26 protein-coding genes and 1 pseudogene are annotated in these 25373 nt (G+C 61.7%); 18 read left to right on the top strand and 9 right to left on the bottom strand.

Features of this window, described 5'->3' with window-relative positions:
• Window positions 1-3: 3 nt before the first annotated feature.
• Window positions 4-978 (bottom strand): AraC family transcriptional regulator, encoded by a 975-nt coding sequence (locus DGA31_RS04555; RefSeq protein WP_056839374.1) that lies wholly within the window; start codon window positions 976-978, stop codon window positions 4-6.
• A 243-nt stretch (window positions 979-1221) separates the two neighbouring features.
• Between DGA31_RS04555 and DGA31_RS04550 the strand changes: the two genes are divergently transcribed.
• The 7 genes and pseudogenes from DGA31_RS04550 to DGA31_RS30145 form a co-directional block, all read left to right on the top strand.
• Entirely contained in the window at window positions 1222-1755 is a 534-nt protein-coding gene (locus tag DGA31_RS04550) for a 2,4'-dihydroxyacetophenone dioxygenase family protein (RefSeq protein WP_056839376.1), read from the top strand.
• Window positions 1756-1778: 23 nt separating this feature from the next.
• Window positions 1779-3029: an MFS transporter gene (locus tag DGA31_RS04545; protein ID WP_109511699.1), complete on the top strand. Its 1251-nt coding sequence runs from the start codon at window positions 1779-1781 to the stop codon at window positions 3027-3029.
• Window positions 3030-3117: 88 nt separating this feature from the next.
• Window positions 3118-4386: a carbohydrate porin gene (locus DGA31_RS04540; protein WP_109511698.1), complete on the top strand. Its 1269-nt coding sequence runs from the start codon at window positions 3118-3120 to the stop codon at window positions 4384-4386.
• Between the two features lie 48 nt (window positions 4387-4434).
• Window positions 4435-5160 (top strand): SDR family NAD(P)-dependent oxidoreductase, encoded by a 726-nt coding sequence (locus DGA31_RS04535; RefSeq protein WP_161959143.1) that lies wholly within the window; start codon window positions 4435-4437, stop codon window positions 5158-5160.
• 177 nt (window positions 5161-5337) lie between these two features.
• Entirely contained in the window at window positions 5338-5481 is a 144-nt protein-coding gene (locus DGA31_RS04530; RefSeq protein ID WP_241509521.1) for a hypothetical protein, read from the top strand.
• A gap of 194 nt (window positions 5482-5675) precedes the next feature.
• A complete protein-coding gene (locus tag DGA31_RS04525) occupies window positions 5676-5963 on the top strand; it encodes a c-type cytochrome (protein ID WP_056839385.1) in 288 nt (95 codons plus the stop codon).
• Between the two features lie 369 nt (window positions 5964-6332).
• Window positions 6333-6521, top strand: a pseudogene (locus DGA31_RS30145) (di-heme oxidoredictase family protein); the annotation flags it as partial.
• A 206-nt stretch (window positions 6522-6727) separates the two neighbouring features.
• Here DGA31_RS30145 and DGA31_RS04510 read toward each other — a convergent pair.
• From DGA31_RS04510 to DGA31_RS04490, 5 genes are all read right to left on the bottom strand, one after another.
• Window positions 6728-8725 carry a TonB-dependent receptor gene (locus tag DGA31_RS04510; protein ID WP_109511844.1) on the bottom strand — a complete coding sequence of 666 codons (1998 nt, stop codon included), beginning with the start codon at window positions 8723-8725 and terminating at the stop codon, window positions 6728-6730.
• A 224-nt stretch (window positions 8726-8949) separates the two neighbouring features.
• Window positions 8950-11109: a TonB-dependent receptor gene (locus DGA31_RS04505; protein ID WP_109511696.1), complete on the bottom strand. Its 2160-nt coding sequence runs from the start codon at window positions 11107-11109 to the stop codon at window positions 8950-8952.
• Between the two features lie 67 nt (window positions 11110-11176).
• Window positions 11177-11584 carry a DUF2946 family protein gene (locus DGA31_RS04500; protein ID WP_109511843.1) on the bottom strand — a complete coding sequence of 136 codons (408 nt, stop codon included), beginning with the start codon at window positions 11582-11584 and terminating at the stop codon, window positions 11177-11179.
• A gap of 14 nt (window positions 11585-11598) precedes the next feature.
• Window positions 11599-12168 (bottom strand): putative natural product biosynthesis protein, encoded by a 570-nt coding sequence (locus DGA31_RS04495; protein ID WP_109511695.1) that lies wholly within the window; start codon window positions 12166-12168, stop codon window positions 11599-11601.
• A 122-nt stretch (window positions 12169-12290) separates the two neighbouring features.
• Window positions 12291-12671, bottom strand: coding sequence for a DUF2946 domain-containing protein (locus DGA31_RS04490; RefSeq protein ID WP_109511694.1), 381 nt, complete (start codon window positions 12669-12671; stop codon window positions 12291-12293).
• A 313-nt stretch (window positions 12672-12984) separates the two neighbouring features.
• On the opposite strand from DGA31_RS04490, the gene DGA31_RS04485 reads away from it, so the two are divergent.
• The 9 genes from DGA31_RS04485 to DGA31_RS04450 all read left to right on the top strand — a co-directional run bounded on the left by DGA31_RS04485 (window position 12985) and on the right by DGA31_RS04450 (window position 19337).
• Window positions 12985-13821 (top strand): DMT family transporter, encoded by an 837-nt coding sequence (locus DGA31_RS04485; RefSeq protein ID WP_056840148.1) that lies wholly within the window; start codon window positions 12985-12987, stop codon window positions 13819-13821.
• A 267-nt stretch (window positions 13822-14088) separates the two neighbouring features.
• Window positions 14089-14457: a histone-like nucleoid-structuring protein, MvaT/MvaU family gene (locus DGA31_RS04480; protein WP_109511693.1), complete on the top strand. Its 369-nt coding sequence runs from the start codon at window positions 14089-14091 to the stop codon at window positions 14455-14457.
• Window positions 14458-14939: 482 nt separating this feature from the next.
• Window positions 14940-15806 (top strand): alpha/beta fold hydrolase, encoded by an 867-nt coding sequence (locus DGA31_RS04475; protein ID WP_109511692.1) that lies wholly within the window; start codon window positions 14940-14942, stop codon window positions 15804-15806.
• A 2-nt stretch (window positions 15807-15808) separates the two neighbouring features.
• Window positions 15809-15976 (top strand): hypothetical protein, encoded by a 168-nt coding sequence (locus DGA31_RS29765; RefSeq protein ID WP_153811667.1) that lies wholly within the window; start codon window positions 15809-15811, stop codon window positions 15974-15976.
• Between the two features lie 116 nt (window positions 15977-16092).
• Window positions 16093-16371: a hypothetical protein gene (locus tag DGA31_RS04470; RefSeq protein WP_056839401.1), complete on the top strand. Its 279-nt coding sequence runs from the start codon at window positions 16093-16095 to the stop codon at window positions 16369-16371.
• 87 nt (window positions 16372-16458) lie between these two features.
• Complete coding sequence (locus tag DGA31_RS04465; protein ID WP_109511691.1) at window positions 16459-16968, top strand: ferritin-like domain-containing protein; 510 nt, start codon at window positions 16459-16461, stop codon at window positions 16966-16968.
• 64 nt (window positions 16969-17032) lie between these two features.
• Window positions 17033-17878: an SRPBCC family protein gene (locus tag DGA31_RS04460; RefSeq protein WP_056839403.1), complete on the top strand. Its 846-nt coding sequence runs from the start codon at window positions 17033-17035 to the stop codon at window positions 17876-17878.
• On the top strand, window positions 17878-19047 hold the full coding sequence (locus DGA31_RS04455) for a zinc-dependent alcohol dehydrogenase (protein ID WP_109511690.1): 1170 nt from the start codon (window positions 17878-17880) through the stop codon (window positions 19045-19047). The genes DGA31_RS04460 and DGA31_RS04455 overlap by 1 nt, the downstream gene beginning before the upstream one ends.
• A gap of 38 nt (window positions 19048-19085) precedes the next feature.
• A complete protein-coding gene (locus DGA31_RS04450) occupies window positions 19086-19337 on the top strand; it encodes a metallothionein (RefSeq protein WP_109511689.1) in 252 nt (83 codons plus the stop codon).
• A 212-nt stretch (window positions 19338-19549) separates the two neighbouring features.
• On the opposite strand, the gene codA is transcribed toward DGA31_RS04450, so the two are convergent.
• Genes codA through codB form a run of 3 tightly spaced genes read right to left on the bottom strand, consistent with a single transcriptional unit; the run spans window position 19550 to window position 23291 of the window.
• The gene (gene codA, locus DGA31_RS04445; protein WP_109511688.1) at window positions 19550-20809 is read right to left on the bottom strand and encodes a cytosine deaminase; all 1260 of its coding nucleotides are present in this window, start codon (window positions 20807-20809) and stop codon (window positions 19550-19552) included.
• On the bottom strand, window positions 20806-22029 hold the full coding sequence (locus DGA31_RS04440; RefSeq protein WP_109511687.1) for a PucR family transcriptional regulator: 1224 nt from the start codon (window positions 22027-22029) through the stop codon (window positions 20806-20808). The genes codA and DGA31_RS04440 overlap by 4 nt, the downstream gene beginning before the upstream one ends.
• Complete coding sequence (gene codB, locus DGA31_RS04435; protein WP_056839414.1) at window positions 22026-23291, bottom strand: cytosine permease; 1266 nt, start codon at window positions 23289-23291, stop codon at window positions 22026-22028. The genes DGA31_RS04440 and codB overlap by 4 nt, the downstream gene beginning before the upstream one ends.
• A gap of 520 nt (window positions 23292-23811) precedes the next feature.
• Here codB and DGA31_RS04430 point away from each other — a divergent pair.
• Window positions 23812-24156 carry a helix-turn-helix domain-containing protein gene (locus tag DGA31_RS04430; protein ID WP_109511686.1) on the top strand — a complete coding sequence of 115 codons (345 nt, stop codon included), beginning with the start codon at window positions 23812-23814 and terminating at the stop codon, window positions 24154-24156.
• Window positions 24156-25370: a type II toxin-antitoxin system HipA family toxin gene (locus tag DGA31_RS04425; protein ID WP_109511685.1), complete on the top strand. Its 1215-nt coding sequence runs from the start codon at window positions 24156-24158 to the stop codon at window positions 25368-25370. The genes DGA31_RS04430 and DGA31_RS04425 overlap by 1 nt, the downstream gene beginning before the upstream one ends.
• The last annotated feature ends 3 nt before the right edge of the window (window positions 25371-25373 follow it).

The raw sequence follows: 25373 nt of genomic DNA, 5'->3' as shown, positions 1-25373 counted from the left end.
CCTCTACGCCCGCCCGGCCTCTCCCTGCGCCCGCACCTGGCTGGGCGTGCGCCCGTAATGCGCCTTGAAGGCCCTGGCAAAATGCGCCTGGCTACTGAAGCCGTGCTGGTAGGCGATCTCGGCGATGTCCAGCCCTTGGCCTTTGCTCAGCCGCCGGAACGCCCCTTCCAGGCGTTTCTCCAGAATAAAGCGCTGCGGCTGAGTATCTTCCAGGGCAAACAGACGGGTCAGCTGGCGTGTGGAAACGCCAGTCTGGGCCGCCACCCGTTCACAAGTCAGGGTCGGGTCGGCCAGTTGCTCCAGGATGCAACGCTTGGCCGTCAGCAGGTAGGACGCGCTGAGTGAGTTGATACGACGGTTGCCCACCTGTCCGGCGATGACCGTACCCAATAGCTCCAGGGCATCGTCCTGGTAGCGGTCGGCCCCTTGCCTGAGCGGCTGCCCGAAATACCCTTCGGTACGCTCGATCAACGTGCGCAACAGTAAACGCCGGGTGCCGGTGTCGGCGCTGATTTTCAAGGCGTTGTCGAAGCGGCGCAGACACCGGGCGGCAAAGACCTCTTGGGGAATATCGAAGATGAACTTGTGCATCGGCCCGGTGAAGCCGAACAAGTACGGCTTGTCGGTGCGGTACACCATCATTTCGCCAGGTTCGAGTAAGTGGCACTGGCCGTTCTGGAAGAAAAACGAACTACGGCCCAATACCAGGGAAACGAACACCGACGCTTTCGGCACCGTGCGGATCATCGACACATCGCGTTCGATGACATGTTGATTGCCTGCAATGTGCGCGACCCGCAATCGGTCCAGGTTCAGGTTGTCTTGTCTCGCACTGAACCCGCTTTCACTGAAGGACGAACACTTCAGGCCCACCAGCGTCGAGGTGTTGTAGTGCTCCCAGAAGGCCAGGCGCTGATCGGGGGGCAGATCGTCGGTGCTCGCACGCCGGGTGTCGAGCAAGGAGGCGGCTGTGGTCATTTTCTTATTCTCGTTTTATTGACGGCCTCGTCCGTGCGCCAGTCGTGTATCGGGCCTGCAAGGCGCAATTAACCCCTCGCCCGGGTTAGCTGTCAATCGACATCGAAAATAAAAACATCAGGATAGCGGCGCCCGGAATATCCGTCCGATACGAACAACAATGGCGTCCGTTTCGATCAAACCGTCCTGTCTTGCAAACCCTAGAGTGTCCCGGCCATCAACCACAATGATCAGAGGCCGAACATGCCCGAATTAGCCCGCAATGAATTCTGGAAAGACCTGCAGCCCATCGCCAACGCCTTGATGCCCGATGCCAAGCCCGAGGTTTACCTGCCCAATGCCGCCAGTGATGACCTGCGCCTCTATGTGCCCTTCACCGAGACGGTGTCTTCGCGCCCGCTGTGGATCTCGCCCAGTGAAAACCGCTGGTGCGACATTCTGATGTCCAGCCAGGCAGGGCTGGTCAACCGTCACTATCACCCGCATGAAGTGTTCGCCTACACCCTGTCAGGCAAGTGGGGCTACCTGGAGCACGACTGGACCGCCACGGCAGGCGACTTCGTCTACGAGACGCCCGGCGAGGGCCATACCCTGGTGGCGTACGAGCATGACGAACCCATGCGCGTGTTCTTCATCGTCAAGGGACCGCTGATCTGGCTCGACGAACACGGCGAGTCCACCGGTTATTTCGATGTGCACTCCTACATTGCCCTGTGCCGTGAACACTACGAAAAGGTCGGCCTGGGGGCTGACACCGTGGACCGTCTGTTCCGTTAAACCCTTGCGTGCGGAGAATCACCATGGCTCAAAACAATAATAAAGCCAGTTATGAAAACACCCTGTTAGGTGTGTTGTTCCTGACCTTCGGGTTTGTGTTTTTCGATCGTCTGGCCCTGTCCTTTCTGTTTCCGTTCATGGCTGACGAACTCAAGTTGAGCAACACCCACCTGGGCATGCTGTCTTCGGTGCTGGCGCTGGCCTGGGCGGTGTCCGGCGCGCTGGTGGGGGCCTGGTCGGACCGGCGAGGGGTGCGCAAGCCGCTGCTGATCGTGGCGGTGATTCTGTTCTCCCTGTGCTCGGCGCTATCCGGGCTGGTGTCGGGCTTTCTCAGCCTGCTGCTGTTTCGCGGCATCATGGGCCTGGCCGAAGGGCCGATTCTGCCCTTGTCGCAGTCATTGATGGTCGAAGCATCATCACCGCACCGGCGGGGCCTGAACATGGGGCTGCTGCAGGGTTCGGCAGCCGGCCTGCTGGGCGCGGTGATCGGCCCGCCGGTGCTGATTGCCCTGGCCGAAGCCTATGGCTGGCGCCATGCGTTCATTGTGTCGCTGTTGCCCGGCCTGCTGATCGCCTGGCTCATCTGGCGCTATGTGCGCAAGGACGAACCGCGTCAGGCTCCGGCGCCGGGTGCCGCTGCCCGGGTCAATCGCCTCGCCCTGCTGAAAAGCCGCAATATCGTGCTGTGCATGTTGATCAGCTGCGTATTCCTGACCTGGTTCGTGATCCTGATCTCCTTTACCCCGACCTTTCTGGTCAGTGTGCGCGGCTACAGCGCGCCGAGCATGGGCGCGATCATGAGCTGCCTGGGCGCGGCCTGGGTCATCTGGGGGTTCGTGGTGCCCAGCGTGTCCGATCGAATCGGCCGCCGTCCGACCCTGGTGCTGTTCTCGCTGGTCGCCGCCTGTTGCCCGGTGGCGCTGCTGTATGCGCCCTCCTCCTTGGTACTGGGCATCCTGATGGTGCTGACCTACACAGGGCTGGGCTGCTTCACGCTGTTCATGGCCACCATTCCGGCCGAAACCGTGCCGCGCGAAGTCATGGCCACGGCGCTGGGCATGATCATGGGCGTGGGCGAACTGATCGGCGGGTTCGTGGCGCCGACCATGGCCGGGTTTGCCGCCGACCGGTTCGGGCTGTCGATCGTCATGTGGATTTCCTGCGGTGGCGCCTTGCTGGCGGCCGGCCTGTCGCTGTTTCTCAAGGAAACCGCGCCCGCCGTGTTGCAACGACAGGCCCGGGCCTCGTCGGTTGCGCAGGGCCAGTCACTGTAAGCCCTGCATAAAGCGGGGTGCACGGGCCGGCACCGACACCTCGCACGCCCCCTTGCTCACTACAACAACAATAAATGAGTTCTCGATCATGATCCCAGTCAATCGTTTGTGCACCCTGTTGCTCGTGGTATCCGCTTCATCCCCGGTGTTGGCCCAGGACCGTGAAGGTCCGCTGGCCGACCTGGGCGAGCAACTGGCCAGCCAGGGCATCACGCCCCATGTGCTGCTCACCAATATTTCGATGAAGAACCTCGACACTGGCACTCGCCCTCACAGCTTCGGCAACAGCGGCAACCTGTACCTCGGCGCAGACATCAACCTGGGCACGCTTGCAGGCCTGGAAGGTGCCGCACTGCACTTTGAGCAAACCGTGTTCATCCTCGACAACGGCACCGGCCAGCCGACAGCCAACCACTGGCAAGGCGCTGCCGGCAGCTACTTCGCCGGCGCCCCGCTGCACAACGACATCGCCAGCAACCAGTTGAGCCTGCTGACGCTCGAGCAAAAGGCATTCGACGGCCAGCTCGACCTGCATATCGGCCGCACCAACGCCCGGCGGTATTTCTACATCTATAACTGTGAATCGGCACTGACCTGCAACGACCCGATCCTGGATGCCTCAAGCGGCGTACTGCCGCCGCCCTTTGGTGCCTGGGGCGGTTATATGAAGTATCAACCGAGCCCCAGCCTGTACGTGCATGCCGGTGCCTTCGAGTCCAACCCGGTGGATTACCTGAAAAAGCGCAAGGGTCTGGACTTCAGCACCGACGATGCCAGCGGCACGAGCTTTCTAGTCGGCATTGGCAGCAAGCCGGGCGATGCCACCACCCAGTACGAACTCAACGCCTACTTCAACTCCGCCCGGCAGTTCGATCCGTTGACCGGTGACAACCAACACGGCACCGCCGGCGGCTTCTTCAAGTTTCGCCAGACGCTGTGGCGTGGTGGCCAGCAAGGGCTGCAAGCCTTCGGCTCGTTGTCGGCGGCGGCCGATAAGAAACAACCGTTCAGCCACTTCGCCGAGGCCGGCCTGACCTACCTCGCACCCTTTGACCGGCCCCAGGACAAGCTCAACGTCAAGGCCAGCTACCTGCAGGTCAATTCGCACCAGCTGCAGTTCCAGCAACGCCTGCGCACGGCCGCCGGTGGCGACCCCGAGCTGGGTGAGCGCAACGTCTATGCCCTGGAAGCCAACGGCCATTTCGCCCTGACGCGCTACTTGTCCATCGAGCCCAGCGTGCAATACGTGATCAACCCCGACAACTACTACAACCCAGGCGCTGCGCAACTGAGCAACGACGGCTTTGTAGTGGGCGTGCAATTTGCACTGGACATAGGCTCGGTACTGGGCCTGTAAACCGCTCGTCCCAACGACTTTTTCTGACCCCATGAGGCAATGACAAGCATGTTTATCAGCACTCTGTTTGCAGGCAAGGTCGCGCTCGTCAGCGGCGGCACCTCCGGCATCGGCCAGGCGACCGCCGAGTACCTGGCCCGGCATGGCGCACGCGTAATAGCCATCGGGCTGGGTGCCGAGGCCACTGTGGTGGCCGATGATGTGCAACTGGACCTGCGTGAAGTGAATGTCACCGACGATGAAGCGCTCAAGCGCGTGATCCAGAGCCTGGACCGGCTCGATATCCTGGTGCCGGCCGCCGGCGGAACGCTGGGTGACAAGGAGATGGAGTGGGAGGCCTTCAACCAGGTGCTGTCGGTGCAACTGGGCGCGGTCTACCGCCTGATCAACCTGGCGCACCCGTTGCTGGCCCGCCAAGGTGGCTCGATCATTAACATCGCCTCGATGTTTTCCTACTTCGGCGGCGGCAAGCTGGTGGCGTATTCGGCGGCCAAGGGCGGCATCGTGCAGCTCACCAAGTCCCTGGCCGAGGCCTATGCCCCGGATCATATCCGGGTCAACGCCGTGGCACCCGGCTGGATCACCACCCCGCTGCTGGCGAAAATCGACGACCAGCCACGGATCGACCGCCTGCTGTCGCGCACGCCCATGCAGCGCTTCGGCAGTGCCGAAGAAGTGGCCAAGGTGATTGCTTTCCTGGCATCCGATGCCGCTTCGTTCGTCAACGGTGTGGTGCTGCCGGTGGATGGGGGGTACCTGACGACGGCTATCTGAGTTGCGCTTTTACACGTCTTGATCCAGATTGAAGCCATGAACAGTTACCGCTTGTTACGCACTCATTCAATTATGGCCTTCTCCGGATAGAGGACGGCCTGTGCATGAAATGCCAAACCCCGCCTCGACAGCGGGGTTTTTCATTTCCGCTGTCAAGGCCTGATCAGGAGAGCCACAGTGGACGCATTGACCCGACACCTCAAAGAGACTGTCCAGGCAGCCGACCGCGCCATTACTTCCGAGCGCTTCGACGACCTGATGACGTTCTATACCGGCGATGCAAGTCTTGTCGTCAAGCCAGGCCTGACTGTTACCGGTTAAGCATGCGCAAGCGCCTATGGCTCACTGTGCCTGGAGCCGTTGTTGCTGGCACTCACGCGACACTCCGCCGCACCGATGCCTTCCCGCTTGATACAGGCCTGCACCTTGCAGCTCTGTGGCCGGGCGTCGCAGTTGAGTGAGGCGGCACGCCTTCTTAACCTGTAGCGCCGCGACACTCAGGCCACGCCCTCGTGATGAAACCCTTCGTTTTGCTTGCATTGCTCAATGGTCTGGCCGGCGCGGTTCAGGCCGCGCAACCCCCTCAGGAAATCTTTGATCGTACCTGCAGCCTGTGCCACAACGGCCAGTCCACTGCCCCGCGCACAGGCGATGCCGAGGCGTGGCAGCCCCGCCTGGCGCAGGGCATGGACACGCTGGTGCTGCATGTGACCGAAGGCTACAACGGCATGCCGCCGCGCGGATTGTGCATGGACTGCACGGCCGAGGACTTCAAGGCCGTGATCACCCTGATGTCGGACTAACGCTTGAATTGCCCCCGGTAGGAGCGCGCTTGCCCGCGACCGGCTGCGCAGCAGTCGTAAATTTGCAGCGTTTCGCAGATTTACAGTCGTAAATTTTCAGCGTTTCGCAGATTCACAGCCGTAAATTTGTAACGTTTCGCAGATTCACAGCCGTAAATTTTCAGCGTTTCGCAGATTTTGCGAGCGCTAGCGCACTCGGTCGCGGGCAAGCGCGCTCCTACACCGCGCAATGCAAGGACAATGCTCATGAATAACGGCCTCAGGGGCGTGCCGGGGATGCTGGGCCTGATCAGGTGGCCGTGGTGGACTCCGGCGAAGAGCGCGCAGGCGGCGGTACCACCGTCATGCGCACCGATGCCGATGCGTTTTCCATGCTGGGGCATCGGGCTGACGCAGACCGTCAACGGCCATACCCGCTTTCTGCACGACGGCCGCGCCCGCAACCTGCTGTAGGCGATCCTCTGGCACGGCGGCGAAGCGCAGCCTGCCCGGGAGAAGGTCCAGGCCATGCCACACGAAAGCCGCGAGGCCTTGCTGGATTTTCTGCAATCGCTTTAGCCGGGTGCCGCCGGCCCAACACCGGCACGCCACAAATACCGGACTGTCGTAGGAGCGCGCTTGCCCGCGACCGAGTGCGTTAGCGCTCGCAAAATCTGCGAAACGTCACAAATTTACGGCTGTAAATCTGCGAAACGCTGAAAATTTACGGCTGCTGACGCAGCCGGGCGCGGGCAAGCGCGCTCCTACCATCAGACCGCGCGGCCTTAGAAATCCAGGGTCAGGCCAGCGTATACCGCACGGCCATCGCCTGCCGCATGCAGTGACTGGCGCACGCCGGCGGTGTCGTCGTACCAAGCGTATTCGGAGTAGCGATCGGTGATGTTCCTGGCCTGCACATCGACACTGAGCTGCGGGGTCAACGGGTAGGTCGCGCCCAGGTTGAGCAGCGCGTAGTCGCCGAACGTGCCGGTGCTGTTGGTGCGTTCCAGGTAGTAGTCGCTCTGGCCGTTGGCCCAGGCCGACAGTTGCAGCCTGGGGGTGGCTTGCCAGGTGGTGCCGACGGCATACAGGTGATGGGGTACGTGGTCCATTTCCTGGCCTTCGCTGGCCGGCAGGTTGGGGTTGGGCTTGAGGATTTTCGAGAACTGCCGCGAATACGACAGCCACAGGCGTGTGTCAGTGGTGGGGTAAAGATTGACTTGCACATCCCAGCCCTTGCGCAGGGTCTGGCCGACGTTCTCGGCATCGCCTACCGCATCGTTGAGCTTGCGCTGCACTTCGTCCGAGGCTTTCTGCTGCCAATAGGCAATACGGCCGTCGATCCAGGCGGCCGGGCGAAACTTCAGCCCGGCCTCCCAGCCGTCGTTGATCGAGGGCTTGAGGTCATCCTGCTGGCTGGCCAGGCGATAAGCAGCCGAGCCCACGCCCACCTGGTAGCTGCGTCCCCAGTTGGCATACAGGCTGGCCTGCTCCCACGGCGACCAGACCACGCTGATCTTCGGCTGGCGAATCAGTCCGTAGTCGTTGACCCCGGCGTGCTCGCCACTCAGGTCATTGCGATAGCCGCCGTACAGCTTATCGACGCGCAGGGCCGGGATGATCTTCAGCGACTCGACCGGCTCGATGACCGCCTGCACATAGACGCCATAGATATTCAGATCGAAGGTCTGGTCGCGGGTCTGCGCGGTGCGGGTGCGCAACAGCGTGCGGTAGCGCAGGCTCTGGTTTTCCTGGCGCTGCACCTCGGCGCCGCCTTCCAGGGCAAACCCGTGCAGGAAGTCGACCTGCGGGCGCCAGGTCAGGCTGCTCAGGGCGCCATACTGGGTTTCGTCGCTGTAGCGTTCCTGCTGTGCCGAGGTGCGCCAGTACTGGGTCCAGCGCCGATCCTCGAAGGTGTTGACGTACGCCTTGCCGGCCCAGCTCAGGTCGTCGCTGAGGCTGGCGTCAAGGTGCAGGCTGAGCTGGTTCATTTCGCGCTCACCGGTGTCAGTGGCGTTGTTGGCGTAGGACTGGCGCGGCCGGTCATGGCTGTCGCGGCGGCTCAGGTAACCGGCTTCGTCGGCATCGACCGTGTAGTGCCGGGCAATCAACCCGGCGCGCCATGACGCGTCATCGGCGGTGTAGAACCACTTGCCGGCGAAGCTCAGGCGCTCGGCGTCGGCATGCTGGCGGTAGCCTTCGCTGCCCTGGTAGCTCAGGGCGTAGTTCTGGCTCCAGTTGCCTGACTCCAGGCCTTTGACCAGTTGCACCTCGCGGGTGTCGAAGCTGCCGTAGCGCAATCGCAACGTGCCGTCGTTGCCGCCCTGGCGCGTGTTGATCGTGGCGTTGCCGGCGATGTTATGCAGCCCATAGCGTGGGTCGTTGGTGCCGCGTACCACCTCGATGCTGTCGATTTCCAGCGGGAACACCATGTCGATGAACGGCATGTTGCCGTCGTTGGTGTTGCTCGGGATGCCGTCGATCAGCAGCTTGACGGCATTGACCTCGCCCTCGCCGTTGAAGCCGCGAAACGACAGCTTGCCCGAGGTGGTGCCCTGGTTGAATTGGGTGAGCATTACCCCCGGCACCCGGTTGAACAACTCCCAACTGTATTGCACCGGCTGCTGTTGCAGCAGGTCGGCGCCGACCACATCCACCGAACTGAGAATGTTGCGGCTGGCCAGCGGTCCGCTCGGGTCGCCGCTGACGGTCACGGCGCCGAGGGTGACGACCGAGCCTTCGCGGGCCAGGGTTTCAGCCAGGGCCTGGCTGAGCGGCGTCATCATGAACAGACAGCCCAGGACCGCCGGCCCGGCCGAAACGCTGATCGATGGCCAGTGGCGGCCTGGCTGCAGGGTGTGAATGTGCTTATGCATAACGAATTCCTTGGCAAAACCTGCGTTGCACGCGCGGCCAGGCGGGCCGCACGTCAACGCCATTAATGTGTTCAGGTCACAGGACAAGGCACGCCGTCAGGCGCGGCCTTGAACCGGTCAGTTCGCAAGGCTCAGAAACGCAGGTCTACAGACAGGTCCAGGCTGCGCGGCTCACCCATGTAGTACTGGCTGGCATAGGCCTGCCGGGCGTACAGCTCATCGGTCAGGTTGCGTACCCGGGCGGTGATGGCCGTGTGTTCATCGAGCCGGTAACGCGCAAAGGCGCCCCACAAGGTGTACGACGGCGCCTTGAGGGTATTGGCGTTGTCGGCATAGACCGAGGCCACATGGCGCCCGTCGGCGCCCACTTGCCAGTCATCCGCCAGGCGGTAGGTCAGCCAGAGGTTGGCCACGCTGTCCGGTACGTTGGTCGGGGTGTTGCCCTTGCGCGAGACGGACACCCCGCCCACGGCCTCGTTGAACCGGTCGTACTGCGCATCGACCCAGGTGTAGTTGGCTTCGGCCAGCAAGCGCGGCGTCACCTGCAGCTTGCCGGCCAGTTCGATGCCGCGTGAGGTCTGTTGCCCGGCCTGCACGGTCAGGTCAGGATTGACCGAGTCACGCACGGCAAAGTCGCGCCGCACGATCTGGTACAGCGCAGCGGTGGCCGAGGCCCGGCCATCAAGGAAATCGAACTTGCTGCCGACCTCCCATTGCTCGCCCTTGGACAGGTCGAACAGGCCGACATTGGAGTACGTGGCCGAGGCCAGCGACCCGGCCGGCAGATCGGCACTGGTGCTGTATTGCACGTAGGCATTGGCGCTCGGGCTGAAGGCATACAGCAGCCCGACCCGGCCGCTGAGTGGCTCCCAACGTCGCTCGAACCAGGCCGGACTGGTTGCCGAGACCGCGCCGTAATTGCTCACTTCCATGTCCAGGTGGTCGTAACGCAAGCCGGTGAGCAAGGCCAGGCGTTCGGTCAGTTCCAGGCGGTTTTCAATGAACAGCGCCTGGGTGGTGATTTCGTGCCTGCGCTGTTTTTTCAGGCCATTGTCCATTCCCGGCAGGTCGTGGAAACGCCCCGCATCGAAATGATCCGGGTCCACAGTGTCGGACGTCGAACCGTTGGTGGGGTACAGGTCCTGGCGCATGACCGAGTAATCGAGCCCCACCGCCCACTGGCTGCGCCGTCCGAACAGAGCCTGCTCGTGCTGCACTTCCAGGCGATTGCCCAAGACGGTCTGTTCATGCCGTTGCAAATAGGCGCCGGAACGGATCACCTGTGAATTGTCGGCGTTGTAGCGGTAGTTCTCCAGGTTGCGGTAATCACGCTGGGCGTCGTAGTGGTACAGGGTGTTCTGCAGGCTTGTGTCAGTCGCCAGTTGATAGTCGATGATCGAGCGCAACCAGCGCACGCGTTGCTCGTAGCGCCCGTCGTCGGCGTTGTAGTTTTCAAACCGGCGCTGTTTGTCGATTCTCATGCTGCGACCGACCGGGTTGAGGATTGGCGAGCCCCAATAGGGGTTGTCTTCCTTGTCTTCCAGATATTCCAGCGCCAGGGTGTGACTGAGGTCCGGGGTCAGGTCGCTGAGCAACGAGGCCGCGAAACTGTCGGTTTGCCGGGTATTGCGGTCGATGTAGCCATTGTCGCGGCCGCGGCTGAAATCCATGCGCAGGAAATGCCGGGGCTCGGTCGCAGGATCGCCCAGCGCCTGATTGAAGCCTGCGGCTATTTCCGAATCATCGAAACGGCCATAGCGCACGCGCCCTTCAAGTTGTTGCGTCTCACGACCGGCCAGCTTGCTGATCGTGTTGATTGATCCGCCGACGGCACCGGCGCCATACAGAAAGCTCGAGGGCCCGCCGATCAGTTCGATACGCTCGACCAGCCAGGCGTCGATCGGGCGCGTGGCGCTGCTGTAGCCCAGGTTGATGCCGTTATACAGCTGGGTGATCTGGTTCTGGGTAAAGCCCCGATAGGACACGAAGCCGCCGTAACCGGGATTGGCCGAGGCATTGACCCCGGTCATGGCATTGATGATCTCCTGAGTGTCCCTGGCACCACGCTGCTCGATCACGGCCCGATCAGCCACGCTCACTGAGGCTGGTGTTTCGCGGGCACTCAACCCCAGGCGCGACCCGGTCCTGATCGGTTGATCCAGGCTCAGCCCCGAAGGGTATTCCCGGCCGGCCTCAATCCTCAGGGGGTCGAGCTGCAGCGCTGCCTCCTGCGCCCACGCGATATTGCAGGCGCCCAGCAGCAGCGCCGTAGCGGCGTTTCTTTTATTCATGAACAACGACTTCCACGCAGAAAATGTGACGCTGTTTCCGGCTGCGACAAGGCGCAGGCTGACGGACTCAGACGGTGGGGGTCACAGCGGGAATAGGCACGGGTGGCGCGCGGGGGTTGCGCGAGGGCCACAGGTCACGCGGTGGCGGCTGGGCCCAACTGCGCACGACAATCGGTGCGTTCGCGCCCAGAAAGACCGCATGCAATCCCCAACCCAGCGAGTTCAGGGCCAGGGCCATGCCGGAGGTCGAACACAATGGGCAGGACAGTTGGGCAGCCACCTTCTGGGTATGATCAGCGCCACTGCCCTGCCCCAGGCCGGCGCCACTGTCCATCGTGCAGTAACCGCCGTCGAGCCCGCTGAGCGCCAGCCCTGCCATTTGCCCATGGTGCAGGCTGTACGCGAACAGACTGAACAGGACGCTGGCGTAGAGCATCCATGCAATCAGTGAGCGGTCGGTCCGGGACAGGTGCATGATCGGTTCCTGGCTCAGCCCGGCACCGGCAGCCAACGCCGGAATCCGCCCTGGCCCTTGCCGCTGAGCGGGCTCCAGGAAAATGCCCAAGGCGGTGGTGGCAGGTTTTCGTGCGGCCAGGCCGTGGTTGGCTGCATCCCCGGCTTCCATTCCACCACCACATCGGCCATCGGTTGCCAGGCCAATAGCAGGCCACGGGCCTGGGACACATCGGTAGTAACCCACAGCGCGGCGGCCGCCACCATGAAGGCCTCGACATGCTCCTCGGTAACCCGCGCCTTGTACGGCGACCCCAGCAACCAGCGGCACACACTGATGTAATAGGTCCAGTCCAGGGCCGGGTGATGACGATAGGCCCAGGTCATGAAGCGACGAAACAGTTCAAGCCCTTCCGGCGGGTCAAGCTTGAGCAAGCCAGGGCAGACGTCGAACAAGGTGTGCCAGTACGGTAACAGGCGCGCATCCAGGTTGACGAAACTGCGGGCATTGCAGGGGTAATCGGGAAACGGCAGCCGGGCATCGACCTTGTGCGCCGGGCGCGCAAGGGCTTCCAGCAGGGCCGGCCCCGTCAGGGTACGAGACATTGTGTGCTCCTCAATTCAGATAGCCTGCGGCAGGCCCGTGCCGCCTGTGCAGGGCGACCCGGGATTACCGTCAGCGTTCGCCGGCAGGCAAAGGCCTGCCCAACGCTAAAGCGCAAGCCGTATCAGAAAGGAGAAGCTCGAGGATTGGCCGAAGGCCAGCAGTAACGTGGCGGTGCCTGGCTGCGCACCTCGCGCATCACGGCCGGGCGGTTGGCGCGTGCCAGCAGCCAGGCAACAGCGATGAGAAACACCAGAACCAGCAGGCTCGCCGAGCCCATCGGGCACGTGAACAGGTTGCTCCAGTCGGCAGCGCTCAGGGCGCTATCCTGTTGATCGCTCAAGGCCGAAGCATTACTGCCCAGGCTGCAATAGCTGCCACCGATGCCATTGAGGGCCAGGCCGAGGGCCTGCCCATGACCTATACCGCACGACAGCACGTTGAACAGCACGCAAAAATACAGTGCCATTACGATGGAGGTGCGGTGGGTAGGTGACTTTTTCATGGGCGGCGACTTTAGCACCTAAAGCCGCCCGCTTGAAGAGAGGCGCCCTGGCCGCACGGCCTGCGACCGACTGCCACACCCCTTGCCCGCCGGTTCCTGCGCAAGGCCTGCTTGCCAGGGGGGTGGACAGATTGTCGCAGTGCATCTATGCGCTTTAGTGCCTTTACCGTGGCGCGGCCTGCTTGAAGCCCTATGCTCAGGCTGGACGGGCTGAAACGCCAATCCATCACCCATCCGACCCGACCCCGTGGAGGAATAATAAGTGAACCCGAGTTCCAGCCTGATCGCCCCCTTGAGCAAACAGCACCGGCTGATGCTGCTGACGGCGCTTGCCATGCTCGCCTTTGCAGCCAATTCGTTACTGTGCCGGGTGGCCCTGCGCGGCGAGGCCATCGACCCGGTGGCCTTTACCCTTGTGCGCCTGCTGAGTGGGGCGTTGGCGTTGTGGTTGATTTCCAGCCTGCGCACAAAAACCGAAAGTATGCAGGGCAACTGGAAAGGTGCGTTATCGCTGTTTGTCTATGCCTTGGGGTTTGCCTACGCCTACGTGCAGCTCGACACCGGCACCGGCGCCCTGCTGTTGTTTGGCGCTGTGCAGATGACGATCGTCGGCTATGGACTGTTCCGGGGCGAGCGCCTGTCGGTCCCCGCCGTCGCCGGATTGCTGATCGCGTCTGCCGGCCTGGTCGCGCTGCTGCTGCCAGGCAGCAGCGCCCCGCCCCTCATCAGCTCAATGATCATGATCATCGCCGGGATGGCCTGGGGCATTTATTCGATTCTGGGAAAGGGGGCATCAAGCCCGCTGGGTTCAACGACGGGCAACTTCATGCTGGCCATTCCCGCCATTGTGCTTGTTGCGCTGCTGCAGGCCGATGAGATCCGGATGACGCTAGCCGGTGTCATTGCAGCGCTGGTCTCCGGTGCCATTGCCTCCGGGATCGGGTACGCCCTCTGGTACAGGGTGATGCCCAGGCTCGGTTCATTCCAGGCGGCCTCGGTGCAGCTCAGTGTTCCGGTGTTGGCGTCTGTCGGCGGCTTGATATTCCTGGGCGAAAGCCTCTCGCTGCGGCTGGTGCTGGCGTCGTGCGCCGTGCTTGTGGGGATTACCCTGGTGTTGATGTCACGGCGTGCGCAAGTGCGGTCCAATTAAAAGACTTAACGCATTGGCAAGCGCCTTTACTCTTCGCAGGCGCAGTGTCCGCACCGGTCTTCTTTCAATGGCCCATCCGTGCGCACAAGGCGGTAACTTTCAATGCCCCGGTTTCGCAGCTGTCTGCCAGATTCAAAGGCGGGGTCCTGCAATGACAGCGCCGCTGAAAAGTGTAATGGCAAGATATTCATAATTAAGTGCAACTCATATCCCGGCCACCGGTCATAGTAATTAACCCCGTTAATCTTCCCCCTGCCTGGAGCTCCAATGTCTAAACTTGCTGAATTCCGCCAACTTGAACGTCACCTTGCCGAGCAACTCGCTGCACTGGAGGCCATGAAAGGCGACAAGGGCCTTGAACAAGAAATCGAGTTTGAGACCAAATTGCGTGCCTTGTTGGGCGACTACAACAAGAGCCTCAAGGACATTATCTCGGTCCTGGATCCACGCCTGGCTGCCAAGCCCGGTCGCCCTGCACCGGCCCCGGAAAAAGCGCCGCGCAAGCCTCGCTCGGTCAAGGTATACAAGAACCCGCATACCGGTGAAGTGGTCGAGACCAAGGGTGGCAATCACAAGACCCTGAAAGAGTGGAAGTCCGAGCACGGTTCGAACACCGTTGAGTCGTGGCTGTCCTGACTGGATCTGGCTGTGACGGACAAGGGCCCCAAGGGGCCCTTTTTCGTGCAGGCAGGAAAAGCGTCTGCCCTGCCTCTATTACTGTATATTCATACAGTCACCTTGAAACCCCCGTAATCTTGACACTTTTTCCAGGCCTGACCTTTTTCCAAAATGCTATCGCACGCCCCCGCCCTTCCCGCAAAGCCCAGTGTTCATTGGGTCATGCGCCTTTTGCGCTGACGATCAGGTGCTGAACCGCATGAGCAAGCAGGAAAATCAGGCGACTACCCGATAACTGTATATAAATACAGCTATTGGGTGTTTTCCTGCCCAAGGCCATCGCTCCTCTTATATCCCTCTCGCGCCGCCTTCTCTGACCTCATCGCCTTAATTATGATGTCATTCATAATCAAAATGATGGATTTTGATTACGGTCAGCATCATAATCCCCAGTCATTTCCCTTTGTGGAGACGGCTTTGATTGCCGTTGCAGAGCACACATGAACAGAAAAGACCTGTCGCCTTTCCAATCGGGTACGCCGTTCATCACGGCTGCCAACCAATGGATCATGATTGATAAAACGGTATTCGCTTACCGCGATACAGGTCCCAAGGGTGATATTCCGCTCATTCTGCTGAACCATTGGGGCGCTGTTCTGGATAACTTCGACCCTCGGGTAGTGGATGGGCTTTCTCATTCACGGCGCGTTATCGCCACCAACTATCGCGGCATCGGTTTGTCCGGTGGCACCTCTCCCAACACGGTTCGTGCAATGGCCGTAGATGCCATCGCTGTCATCCGGGCGCTTGGCTTCGACAAGGTCGACCTGCTGGGGTTTTCACTGGGGGGCTTCGTGGCCCAGGAAATAGCGCTGAGCGCGCCGGACCTGGTGCGCCGGCTGGTGCTCACCGGTACAGGGCCGGCGGGTGGTGCAGGCATCGACCGTGTCTGGTCGGTGAGCTGGCCCTTGATGCTCAAGGGGTTATTCACGTTGCGTGATCCAAAGGCCTACCTGTTTTTCACCTCAACAGCCAATGGACAGCAAGCTGCCAGGCATTTTCTGCAACGCTTGAAAGAACGCAGGACGGACCGCGACAAACCCGCCACGCCCATCGCGTTCTGGCGTCAACTACAGGCTATCGTCGCCTGGGGCCGACAGCCGTCCCATTCTCTGGACCGGATAAGGATTCCCACACTGATTGCCAACGGCGATAACGACATCATGGTCCCTACGGCGCACTCTGCCGATCTGGCCAGGCGCATTGCGAACTCACATTTGATCATTTACGAAGATGCCGGGCATGGCGGTATTTTTCAGCACCATACTCACTTCGTGGCAAGCGTGACGGCGTTTCTGGATGCCTGAGCATGACAACTGTCGATAACGATGATGGGGTGATCGATACCCCCCTTCACCTGCCGGACAACAAACCAAAGCCAATAGATCCCGAGGCTGTGTCGAATACGGACCCTGTTGCCCTGCAACCCGATTCGATGCCCGCCATCGTCTGGCGCACATTGATGTTGGAGCCATAGCCCGGAGTCTGTAATGTTCCGGTATGTAAAGTCCCACTCAAGAGATCAGGATGCACCCTCGCCGAATAAGCCGCGATAAAGAACCCAGCCGCAACGTTCATCTCAGGCTCAAGACAATGGATGCCTGGGTGAATGGCAGTTATCTGATGACGGCTGTGCTATTGGCTCTGGTGGGCGGGGGCAAACTGCTCATGCTGGTGATCTTTATCTACCCCTGCATCAGCCTGGTTTATTTCGTTGTTCGCTACCGCTACCTGAAAAGCCTGTCGACCGAACAGGCACGGTCTATCTTCCCCTACAGCCATGAGTACGTGGGTGCCGCGGTGTCGGCGTTCATTTTGTCTCTTGCGCTGATCTCCTGTGCCATGGGCTTGTACAACTACATTATTAAATAACCGTTCATCAGGCCCCACCTGTCAGACAGGGAACCTCAAGCGGCGCGATTTTTTCTATCGAAAACATCACCGACGGAGGATTGAATCATGGCAACGGTTCAAGAAAACCTGCTCGACTGGCTGCGTGACGCGCATGCGATGGAACAGCAGGTGGAAAAAATGCTCAAGGCGCAATCCGAGCGCCTCGAAAACTACCCCGTACTCAAGCAGCGCATCGTTCAACACATCGAGGAAACCTGCGAGCAGCGCGAATTGCTCGAGGGATGCCTCAACCGGCTGGGCAGCAGTCCTTCGACACTCAAGGACATCGGCGGCAAGTTGATGGCCTTCGGCCAAGCCGTCGGCGGCATGACCATGAGCGATGAAGTGGTCAAGGGCGCCATGAGCGGCTATGTGTTCGAAAACATCGAAATCGCCATGTACACCGTGTTGTTCGAAGCCGCTCGCCTGGCGGGTGACACTGAAACCCAGCGCGCCTGCGAACAGATCCTGCCGCAGGAAATCGCCATGGCCGACTGGCTCAGAGAGCATCTGCCGCAGATCACGGCAGCCTTCCTGCAACGCTCGGAAAATCCCCACGCTCAAGCCAAGCGCTGATGGCTCGTCGCTGCCAGGGCCCATGCAGGCCGGGCGGCGGCGTCGACAACTCAAGGAGATTGATATGCCTGAACATCCTCTGGTAGCGACTCACACCGATCACCACAACGGTCCGCGTGGCGCGATGACGCCGGCCGAGCGCCGGCTGTCAGTGGGCGGCGGCGCTGCGCTGCTGCTGCACGGCTGGTACAAGGGTGGCCTGAGCGGTGCCTTGCAAGTGGCGGCAGGCGCCTATGCGGTGTTTCGTGGTGCAACGGGGCATTGCGCGTTAAAGCAAGCGCTGACGCCCACGCCTTTCGAGCAGCGCTTCAGTGTCGAGCATGACTGGCCCGTCAGTGAAGCCATCATGCGCAGCATTACCATCAACCGGCCGCTGGATGAAGTGCGTGAATTCATCCAGGCCGAAAAAAATGTCGGTCCCCTGCTGCGCTGGGTCGACCGGGTTGAAGAAACAGGTCCCGATACCACGCGCTGGACCCTTCGCGCCCCCGCTGGGCGCCAGGTGCGGTGCACGCTCACCCGCACGGCCTCGACACAAGACGCGCATACCCTGCAATGGAAGACGCCGGATGGTTCACCCTGGCAACACGTGGTCTCGGTCGCGTTGGCGCCTGCACCGGCAGGGCGCGGTACGCAGCTCAAGGCGGTGGTTATCTGCAAGCCCACCCTGGGGACGCTGGGCTATGGCCTGGCGCGTGCGATTGGCCTGTTTACCGACAAAGCCCTGCTCAATGCGTTGCGGGCGATCAAGCAGCAACTGGAAACCGGTGAGGTCACCACTAACCGCCTGCGCCCCGATGACGACCGCGACTTCTTCTATGTCCATGGCACCCCGGAGACCGGGGTGGCGCCAGACAAGGACGAGCCCGCCGTAAAAACCGGCGTAGCCATTGAAAAGGGGGTGGTCTGATGCGCGCACTGACCTGGCAAGGGCCCAATAAACTGCAGGTCGACAACGTGGCCGACCCTTCGATACTCAACCCGCGCGATGCGATCATTCGCGTCACGCTCTCTTCCGTGTGCGGCTCGGACCTGCACCTGCTGGGCGGCTACGTGCCAGCCATGAAGCCTGGCGACATCATCGGCCATGAATTCATGGGCGAAATCGTCGAGGTTGGCCCAGGCGTCACGGGCCTGGGCAAAGGCGACAAGGTGATCAGCATTTCGATCATCGGTTGCGGCCACTGCGAGCCGTGCCAGCGCAACGATTTTTCCTGTTGCGACAACTCCAACCCCAATCCGTCGGTCACGGACCTGGCCTACGGGCAGCCGTGCTGCGGCATCCTGGGCTACAGCCACGCCTTCGGCGGTTATCCGGGCAGCCATGCGACCTATATCCGCGTGCCGTATGCCGACACCAACCTGTTCAAGGTGCCCGAAGGCGTCAGCGATGAACAAGCCCTGTTCGTCTCCGATGCCGCGCCCACTGGCTATTTTGCCGCCGACATCGCCGACATCCAGCCCGGCGATACCGTGGCGGTCTGGGGCTGCGGCGGTGTGGGGCAAATGGCGATCCGCAGCGCCTACCTGCTGGGCGCAGAACGCGTCATTGCCATCGACCGCTACCCTGACCGGCTGAAACTGGCCCAGGAGCGCGGCAACGCCATCGTCATCAATTATGAACACACCAATGTGCACGAGGCCTTGCTGGAGCTGACCGGTGGCCGCGGGCCGGACCGCTGCATCGACTGCGTGGGCATGGAAGCTCATGGCACCGAAATCGACCATGCCTACGACAAGGCCAAGCAGATGCTGAGGCTGCACACCGAACGCGGCACCGTGCTGCGCCAGGCCATACGGGCCTGTCGTAAAGGCGGCACGGTTTCGGTGATCGGTGTCTACGGCGGGTTGCTGGACAAGTTTCCCATGGGTGCCATCGTCAACAAGGCACTGACACTCAAGTCCGGTCAGCAGCCCGGCCAGCGCTATGCCCGTACGCTGTTCGAACACATCCAGAAAGGCGAATTGGACCCTTCATACCTGCTGACCCACCCGATGAGCCTGGAAGATGCACCCGAAGGCTACCGATTGTTCAAGGAGAAAAACGACCAGTGCCTGCGTGCCGTATTCAAACCCTGATGCCTCGCGCCAAGAGGCCATGAAGTAAGGAGAGCGTTATGTCAGCTACCACGACAGAACTCTGCGCATGCCCGGGCTGCACCTGCTCGGTGAATGCCCACGACCCCGTAGAGCGGGACGGCAAGACTTGGTGCAGCGAGGCCTGTGCCGATCGACACCCTGATGGTGCGCCCTGCCCGTCCGATAATTGCCATTGCGAACAGGCCCTGGAAAAACGCACGGTCAGCGACAGGCAACTGGACGAAGCGGTGGAAGAAACCTTCCCGGCGAGCGATCCGATCTCGCCGTAATCCAAGCGGGCGTCGCGGCGCCGGGAAGCATCAGCTTCTCGCGCCGCAAGGCCTGGAGCGCGCTTGCCGGAATGCCGGAATGCTGCGACCGAGTGCGCAGCGCTCGCAAAATTTGCCAGACGCCACAAATGCTGAGCTGTGGACGCATTTAAAATTTATGAAACGCTGAAAATTTACGACTGCTGCGCAGCCGGTCGCGGGCAAGCGCGCTCCTACGGGGCGATCTTCAGATCGGGGTGCCGGGTGACGCGGGCCGGGTGGCGTTGCATGAGCACTTTGCCTGCGCGGATCGACATCAATACCTGCCCCTGGCTGCGGATCATTTCGTAGTCATCGGGTGCCGAGAGGATCAGCAGGTTGGCCGGCCGCCCCACTTCCAGCCCGTAGCGTTCGCCCAGGTGCAGCGTGCGGGCGCTGTTGTCGGTGATCAGGTCCAGGCAGCGCTGCAGGTCTTCGTAGCCGAGCATGTGGCAGATATGCAGGCCCGCCTCCAGGATGCGCAGGATATTGCCATTGCCCAGTGGGTACCACGGATCGACGATCGAGTCCTGGCCAAAACAGATATTCAGGCCGGCCCGGTCGATCTCGGCCACCCGGGTCAGGCCACGGCGCTTGGGATAACCGTCGTAGCGCCCTTGCAGGTGAATGCTCTCGGTCGGGCAGGAAATGAAGTTGATCCGCGACTGCTTGAGCAGACGGAACAGCTTGTAGCAGTAGGCGTTGTCGTAGGAACCCATCGCCACGGTATGGCTGGCGGTCACCCGTTCGCCCATGTCGCGTACCCTCGCCTGTTCGGCTAGCACCTCCAGAAAGCGCGAATGCGGGTCGTCGGTTTCGTCGCAATGCACATCCACCAGGCAGCCGGTGCGCTCTGCCAGGTCCATGAGGAATTTCACCGACGATTCGCCCTGCTCGCGGGTGTTTTCAAAATGCGGGATACCGCCCACCACATCGGCGCCCATCGCCACCGCTTCGGTCATCAGCGCGCGGCCGTCCTTGAACGATTCGATGCCTTCCTGGGGAAAGGCCACGATCTGCAGGTCGATCAGGTGCCGGGTTTCTTCACGTACCTCCAGCATTGACTTGAGCGCCGCCAGGCTGGGGTCGGTGACATCGACATGGGTACGCACATGCTGGATACCGTGGTCGACCAGCATCTCGATGGTCTTGCGCGCCCGCACCTTGGTGTCTTCGTGGGTCACCAGCGCCTTGCGCTCGGCCCAGCGCTCGATACCTTCGAACAGCGTACCGCTCATGTTCCAGCTCGGTTCGCCAGCGGTCAGCGTGGCGTCCAGATGAATGTGCGGCTCGACAAAGGGCGCCGTCACCAGGTTTTGCCCGGCGTCCAGGTCGGTGGTGCCGCTGGCCGGCACAGCCGCCGCCTGGGCGACGATGGCGGCAATCTTCGCGTCCTTGATTTCGAGGCGGAACAGGCCGGTCTTGCCGCGCAGGCGGGCGTTGATGATGTTCATGTCGACTCCTTGCTTTGGACTTTGGTCATGCGCCACACCAGCAGCGCGACCGAGGCATTCATACGAAAAAGAGGGTCTTCCAGCGACTGGCCGCTTTGCTGCTCGATGCGCTGGAGCCGCTGGTTGATGGTGTTGCGGTGGATCGCCAGGCGGTTGGCGGCCTTGTGGCCGTTGCCGTTTTCCTGCAGCCAGGCGTCCAGGGTTTCAATCAGTGCAAACGGCTGTTTGCGCGAGGGCTCGATCAGGGCGCCTAGGGTCTGCTGCACAAAGTGGTCGATCACCGAGCGATCACCGATGCCCTGCAACAGGCGCAGCACGCCCAGTTCACTGAAATCGCAGAAGCCGCTGGCCGGGTGCAGGGTTTCGGCCACATCGAGCGCCTGGCGGGCCTCGTTCAAAGCCTGGCGATAACGCCCGCAGTCCTCGACACGCGTGGCCAGCCCCATGAACAGGGTCAGGTCACCGATCAGCGCCGTGACATTCTGGTACAGGCCCATCAGGTCGGCCCGCCAGGTAGCGGATTCCGGCAACAGCAGGATGAACAGGTCGCCCTGCTGGATCACCGGCAGCGGTTCATGCAGGCTGCGATTCCAGGTTTCAAGATGGTCCTGCAAGGCTTGCCGGGTTTGCTGCAAACGCTGCTCGGCCAGTACCGGGTTGTGCTGCTCGAACAGCACGCTCACCGAAGACAGGCGCAGCGCCACCAGACGGCGCGGGCCGTCCACCGGCAACTGCGCATGCGCGGCGCGCTGTCGGGCAATCGCCAGGCTCGGGTAATCGCCACTCAGTAACTGACTGAGGATGTCCTGCTGCGAACGCCGGGCCTGGGCCATATGCACAAGGGCCGTGCCGATGGTGTGACTGACAAAGACCATTTTCAGCAGGTAAGGCTGCTCGATCAGCGGCAAGCCGTGCTGCTCGGCCCGGTCAATGACGGCTTGCGGGATACGCTGGATAAATGAGCTGCCGACCAGGATCACCAGGCCCGCAATGCCCATGGCCACGCCGTCTTCCACCAGGCTCAGCAGGTTGGCTTCATCACGGGTGTGGTTGATGCCGGTGACGAATACCAGCTCACCGCCCATGACCCATTCGGCAATGCCTTCGTTCTCGGCCACATACGGCCAGCGAACGGTACGGTGCAGGCAGCGTGCACTGGCCCGTACCGTCAGCGGCTCGAGCCCCGGCAGCCTGAGCACTTCTTCGACGGTCAGGCTCATTGCGGCCCCGACACCGAGCCCACGGCCGCACGCCGGCCACTGAACTGCAGCAGGCCGATATAGCAGACGGCGGCCACCGCGATGCCTACCAGTGGCGCCACCCACGGCGAGCTGTACGCCACCAGCGCCCCGGCCGCGTAGGCGGTCAGGCCCCTGTAGTTGTAGCGCGGCAGTGTGGTGGTGGCCAGCAGCGGGTACTGGCCACGATGGCGATACCAGAAGTCCGCCATGATCACGCCACCCACCGGCGGAATAATCGAGCCCAGCAACACCAGGAACGGAATCAGCATCTCGTACATGCCACCGATGGCCAGCACCACACCCACGGCGGCGGCCACCAGGGTCATGGTCCGGCGGCGCTCACTGCGCAGCAGGTGGCAGGCGGCGGCCGACACGTTGTAGATGGTCGGCCCCTGGATGGTCCACAGGTTCAGGCACAGCATGATCACGGCGGCAAACGACAGCCCTTGCAGGATCATCACTTCGACGATATCGGCCTGCTGGTAGACGATGGCACACCAGGCCCCCGCCACCACCATCAGGCCATTGCCGACCAGGAAGCTGATGACGCTGGCAATGATCGCCGCCCGCCCGGTCTTCGACAGCCGGGTCCAGTTGGTGGCCTGGGTGGCGCCGCTGGCGAAGGTGCCGAACACCATGGTCACTGCGGCAGAAAAGGTCATGGTCTCGTGTGGAATGACCGCCGCCAGCCCGGCGAAGCCGCCGACATGACGGGTGGCGATCACCATCGACACCACCAGCAGAATGAACATCAGCGGCACCGAGACCCGCGACAGCCGGTCCAGCCCCTTGAATCCCACGATCGCCGTGAGGCTGAAACCGAAGCCGAACACGATCATCAGCGGGACGGTCAGGCCCTCGGCCAGCCCCAGGATTTTCACCAGCACAATGGCCACGGTCGCCGTGCCCCAGGCGTACCAGCCCAGTTCGGCAAAGCCGAGCAGGAAATCCGAAAGCCGGCTGCCGGCCTCACCAAAACAAAAGCGCCCCATCAGCACGGTGTTCAGCCCACTGCGCGAGGCAATGAACGCCAAGGCGGCGGCATACAGGGCCAGCAGGCTGTTGCCGATGGCGGCGATCCACAGCATGTCGACAAACGAGAACGCCATGCCCAGCTTGCCACCGGCAAACATGGTGCCGGTGAAGAAGGTAAAGCTGAACAGCACCATCGAAATGGACAACAGGCCCTTGCGTGCAGACGCCGGGGCTTCGGTTAACGGGAAATCACCGGATGAACTCATTTTTCTTCTCCTGCTGGCGTGCGGGTGTGAGTAAGAAGCGCACAAGAACAGGAGCAATTACCAGGCCGCTTTCGCAGAGGTCTGGATTCGGGAAAAAACGAGGCGCGGGGACTATGCGGCTATGTGCATCGTGCACATCAATTTGCCGTAAAAATGATTTTTGCTGTGCTGAACGCCCTTTATTCAAGCGTTTACGCACCCTATTGGGTCAATGAACGGCGCTTGCGCCTGTTGCGCTGAAACCAGCCCAAGGGTAGGAGCGGCTTCAGCCGCGATAGGCTGCGTTAGCAGTCGTAAATAGGTGGCGTTTCACAGATTTCTACGAGCGCTGCGCACTCGATGCAGCTGAAGCTGCGCCTGCAAGAAACGGTACACCCTCTAGATTAGCGTTTATAAGGCTAATGAAGGCGAGCATTAAGTACTTTAAGATTAAATCTAGTTAACTTTATAAAGGCAGAATCCAGCGTAATACATGCTAGCATTCACCTTATCTGGTCTAAGGCTCACTCAGGCAAACACTATGAACGACTATTTCCCCGTTGCCTGTGCCGACAGGCTCAGCAGAATCGGGCTTCTGGTCAAGGCACGACGTCTTTCTCAAGGCTTGCGCCAGGCCGACCTGACCCAGGCCATCGGCGTCTCGCCCCACACGCTACGCAAGATCGAGAGCGGTTCGGAGCGAGTCGACCTGCGCTCGTTCATGCTGGTGCTGTGGCGCCTGGGCCTGACCGAAGTGGCGTTCAATACGCTGGACGGCATCGAGCACAGCTCCGAGATCGCACGCTTCACCCAGGATGAAGATGCCCACGCCAGCCTGGCATCCAGGCGCGTCAGGCTGAGCAAACCCAAGCCGGGGGATTTCTGATGTCGCGCGCCTATGTGTACATGCAGGACCCTCACAGCGGCGAGGTCCTGACCCTGGGCCGGCTGACCCTGAGCGGTCGTCAGGGCGAATTCGTCTACGCGCCTGACCACGTCGCCCGCGGCGGCTGGGTGCCCGACCCGATTCACTACCCCCTGCGCGCCGAGCCTTACACCGGCATCGTCAAGAACCGCGGCATACCAGGCTTCATCAATGACGCCATGCCCGATGGCTGGGGCGAGCGTCTGCTGCACCGCGCCTACGGCCAGGCGCTGGCGCCCATCGATTACCTGCTCAAGTCCCCCAACCATGACCGCATCGGCAACCTCATGGTCGGTACGTCCACCGTGCCTCCTGCGGGCCTGGGCGAGAGCACGGTGCCCACGCTCAAGGGCCTGGCGAAGTTCGTCGCAGCCTGTGAAGCGGTGTACGACGGTCAACTGGACGAGCAATCGATCAGGCTGCTGAACATTCGCCAGCAACGCTCGTCCCTGGGCGGGGCGCGGCCCAAGCGCACGCTGCAGGACCAAGGCATGCTGATCCTGGCCAAGCCGCGCGACCGCTACGATGAGTATGATTTTCCCGCCATCGAATTTGCCTGCATGAACTTTGCCGCCAGCAAGGGCTTGAACGTGGCCAGCACCGCCCTGCATGCCGAGAACCCGACCACGTTGCTGATCAAGCGCTTTGATCGCACGCCTCTGGCCGATGGCGCCCGCCGCATCCCGATGCTCAGTGCGCTGACGCTGCTGGACGCCGACTGGCATGCAGCCCATCACCCCGACTGGCGTTACGCGGCGGTGGCCGACGAGATGCGCCGGCGCGGGGTGCCGGACCACGACCTGCAAGAGCTGTTCAGGCGCATGTGCTACAACGCGCTGGTAGGCAACAGCGACGACCACCCGCGCAACCACGCCATCCTGCTGCTTGACGGACAATGGCGCCTGTCGCCGCTTTACGACGTGCTGCCGATTTTAGAAGAAGGCCCTGCCAAGACCCTGGCCATGGCCGTGGGCCGTAGTGGCAGCCAGATCAGTCGCGCCAACCTGCTCAGCCATCATGCGCACTTTGCGTTGTCGCGTGACGAGGCCGAGAAGGTATTGGAAGAGGTCACCGGCTGGGAAGATGAACTGAAGGACTATTACGGCCAATGGCTCAAGGGCCAGGACTTGCAGGCGGCATGCGAAGCGGTGGGCGCCGCCCGCATGCTGGGCTGAGGC

It is taken from the genome of Pseudomonas ovata, assembly GCF_003131185.1.
GTDB classification, from domain to species: domain Bacteria; phylum Pseudomonadota; class Gammaproteobacteria; order Pseudomonadales; family Pseudomonadaceae; genus Aquipseudomonas; species Aquipseudomonas ovata.
The sequence above is the reverse complement of the archived record's forward strand: the minus strand, read 5'-3'. Positions and strand labels throughout refer to the sequence as shown.

Coding starts and splice junctions, on each gene's coding strand:
- DGA31_RS04555 (WP_056839374.1), bottom strand. CDS start 978: ATGACCACAGCCGCCTCCTTGCTCGACACCCGGCGTGCGAGCACCGAC.
- DGA31_RS04550 (WP_056839376.1), top strand. CDS start 1,222: ATGCCCGAATTAGCCCGCAATGAATTCTGGAAAGACCTGCAGCCCATC.
- DGA31_RS04545 (WP_109511699.1), top strand. CDS start 1,779: ATGGCTCAAAACAATAATAAAGCCAGTTATGAAAACACCCTGTTAGGT.
- DGA31_RS04540 (WP_109511698.1), top strand. CDS start 3,118: ATGATCCCAGTCAATCGTTTGTGCACCCTGTTGCTCGTGGTATCCGCT.
- DGA31_RS04535 (WP_161959143.1), top strand. CDS start 4,435: ATGTTTATCAGCACTCTGTTTGCAGGCAAGGTCGCGCTCGTCAGCGGC.
- DGA31_RS04525 (WP_056839385.1), top strand. CDS start 5,676: ATGAAACCCTTCGTTTTGCTTGCATTGCTCAATGGTCTGGCCGGCGCG.
- DGA31_RS04510 (WP_109511844.1), bottom strand. CDS start 8,725: ATGACGCCGCTCAGCCAGGCCCTGGCTGAAACCCTGGCCCGCGAAGGC.
- DGA31_RS04505 (WP_109511696.1), bottom strand. CDS start 11,109: ATGAATAAAAGAAACGCCGCTACGGCGCTGCTGCTGGGCGCCTGCAAT.
- DGA31_RS04500 (WP_109511843.1), bottom strand. CDS start 11,584: ATGCACCTGTCCCGGACCGACCGCTCACTGATTGCATGGATGCTCTAC.
- DGA31_RS04495 (WP_109511695.1), bottom strand. CDS start 12,168: ATGTCTCGTACCCTGACGGGGCCGGCCCTGCTGGAAGCCCTTGCGCGC.
- DGA31_RS04490 (WP_109511694.1), bottom strand. CDS start 12,671: ATGAAAAAGTCACCTACCCACCGCACCTCCATCGTAATGGCACTGTAT.
- DGA31_RS04485 (WP_056840148.1), top strand. CDS start 12,985: ATGCTGCTGACGGCGCTTGCCATGCTCGCCTTTGCAGCCAATTCGTTA.
- DGA31_RS04480 (WP_109511693.1), top strand. CDS start 14,089: ATGTCTAAACTTGCTGAATTCCGCCAACTTGAACGTCACCTTGCCGAG.
- DGA31_RS04475 (WP_109511692.1), top strand. CDS start 14,940: ATGAACAGAAAAGACCTGTCGCCTTTCCAATCGGGTACGCCGTTCATC.
- DGA31_RS29765 (WP_153811667.1), top strand. CDS start 15,809: ATGACAACTGTCGATAACGATGATGGGGTGATCGATACCCCCCTTCAC.
- DGA31_RS04470 (WP_056839401.1), top strand. CDS start 16,093: ATGGATGCCTGGGTGAATGGCAGTTATCTGATGACGGCTGTGCTATTG.
- DGA31_RS04465 (WP_109511691.1), top strand. CDS start 16,459: ATGGCAACGGTTCAAGAAAACCTGCTCGACTGGCTGCGTGACGCGCAT.
- DGA31_RS04460 (WP_056839403.1), top strand. CDS start 17,033: ATGCCTGAACATCCTCTGGTAGCGACTCACACCGATCACCACAACGGT.
- DGA31_RS04455 (WP_109511690.1), top strand. CDS start 17,878: ATGCGCGCACTGACCTGGCAAGGGCCCAATAAACTGCAGGTCGACAAC.
- DGA31_RS04450 (WP_109511689.1), top strand. CDS start 19,086: ATGTCAGCTACCACGACAGAACTCTGCGCATGCCCGGGCTGCACCTGC.
- codA (WP_109511688.1), bottom strand. CDS start 20,809: ATGAACATCATCAACGCCCGCCTGCGCGGCAAGACCGGCCTGTTCCGC.
- DGA31_RS04440 (WP_109511687.1), bottom strand. CDS start 22,029: ATGAGCCTGACCGTCGAAGAAGTGCTCAGGCTGCCGGGGCTCGAGCCG.
- codB (WP_056839414.1), bottom strand. CDS start 23,291: ATGAGTTCATCCGGTGATTTCCCGTTAACCGAAGCCCCGGCGTCTGCA.
- DGA31_RS04430 (WP_109511686.1), top strand. CDS start 23,812: ATGAACGACTATTTCCCCGTTGCCTGTGCCGACAGGCTCAGCAGAATC.
- DGA31_RS04425 (WP_109511685.1), top strand. CDS start 24,156: ATGTCGCGCGCCTATGTGTACATGCAGGACCCTCACAGCGGCGAGGTC.